The sequence below is a fragment of the Streptomyces graminilatus genome, from assembly GCF_001418565.1.
In the GTDB taxonomy this organism is placed as follows: Bacteria; Actinomycetota; Actinomycetes; order Streptomycetales; family Streptomycetaceae; genus Streptomyces; species Streptomyces graminilatus.
In genome coordinates this window covers 1-1376 of the sequence record NZ_LIQQ01000734.1, presented here as the reverse complement: position 1 = coordinate 1376, position 1376 = coordinate 1, and the positions used below count along the sequence as shown (strand labels likewise).

Here is a 1376-nt window from a genome sequence, read left to right as displayed (position 1 = left end):
GACGAACTGGCCACCGCCGCCTACCTCACCTTCTACGAGGAGGGCGAGATCCGGGTAGCCGAGATCGTCGACGGCCCCCGGGCACCCCGCGTCGACCTCTGGGTGGGCTTCGAGGACGCCGGCCACGCCACCGCGCTCGGCAAGTCCGTACTGCGCGAACTGGACGAGGACGCCCGCAACGACTATCTCTCCCGGCACCACCTCAACGGCCTCACCCCGAGGACGATCACCAGCGGGCCGGAACTGCTCCGGCGGATCGACTCCTCACCCGTGGCACCGGCCGTCACCGACCTGGAGGAGTACGCCCTCGGGACGGTCTGTGTCGCCGTCCCCGTCTACCGGGGCGACACGCTCGGCTCGCTCGGTATCTCCATGTCGGCGGACCGGCTCGCCCGGCTGCCGGAGATCCGGGAGCGGCTGATGCCGGTCGCCGACCGTGTGACCAGGGGGCTCTCGCTCACTATCTGAAAATCCTCAGCTTGTTGCCGACGGGGCGGATCGCGTTTCCTGGATGTCTGGGCAAAACCGGCAATTCGGGGATTCCCGCCCCGCATACACAGGTGAGGACTGCGGACGGAACATGAGTCAGGCCCGACACCGAGCTGGAGACCGCTGGTTCGTACGAGCGCTCAGGAGCCGTGTGTCCTTGCTCCCCGCCCTGCCCGTGCTGGTCGTGGCCGCCGTCGTCCTCGGCGACCTCGTCGGCGGAGCCGGCACGAGCTGGCTGCCGCTGCTCGCCGCCGGGCCCGCCCTGGCCGCCACCACCAACGGACCGCGCGGTGTCCTCTGCGTCGGCGTCCTCGCCGGGGTGCTCGGCGTGACGCTCGGCGACCGGGCGGGCGTGCCGGGCCCCGAGCCGGCCGCCGTCCTGTCCGCCGTGGCCGCGGTCACCCTGGCGAGCGCCCTGGCCAGCGCGCTGCGCGGACGCCGGGAGCGGGTGCTCGACGCCGTCCGTTCGGTCGCGGAGACCGCCCAGCACGCGCTGCTCAGCCCCGTACCGGCGACGGTCGGCCCCTTCCAGGTGGCCGTCCGCTACAGCGCGGCGGCGGCCGAGGCCCGGATCGGCGGTGATCTGTACGCGCTGATACCGACGCCGTACGGGGTGAGGCTGATCGTCGGCGATGTGCGCGGCAAGGGGCTGCCGGCGGTGGGGACCGCCGCGCTCGTGCTCGGTGTCTTCCGGGAGGCCGCCTACGACGAGCCCGAGCTCCTCGCCGTCGTGGACCGGATCGAGCGGAGCCTCGCCCGCAACCTGGGCCCGGACGACTTCGTCACCGCCGTCGTCGCCGGATATCCGAGGCCCGGTCACCTGGAAGTGGTGAACTGCGGACACGCGCCCCCGCTGCTGGTCCGTGCCTCGGGCACCCTCGTGACCG

At 72.7% G+C, this 1376-nt stretch carries 2 protein-coding genes; both read left to right on the top strand.

All coding sequences use genetic code 11. The features are described 5' to 3' along the window. Window positions 1-468, top strand: a 468-nt coding sequence (locus AOK08_RS40795; protein ID WP_198539555.1) for an IclR family transcriptional regulator domain-containing protein, incomplete at its 5' end; no start/stop codon positions are given. Window positions 469-580: 112 nt separating this feature from the next. Further along, on the top strand, window positions 581-1376 hold a 796-nt coding region (locus AOK08_RS40790; protein ID WP_422125821.1), incomplete at its 3' end, for a PP2C family protein-serine/threonine phosphatase.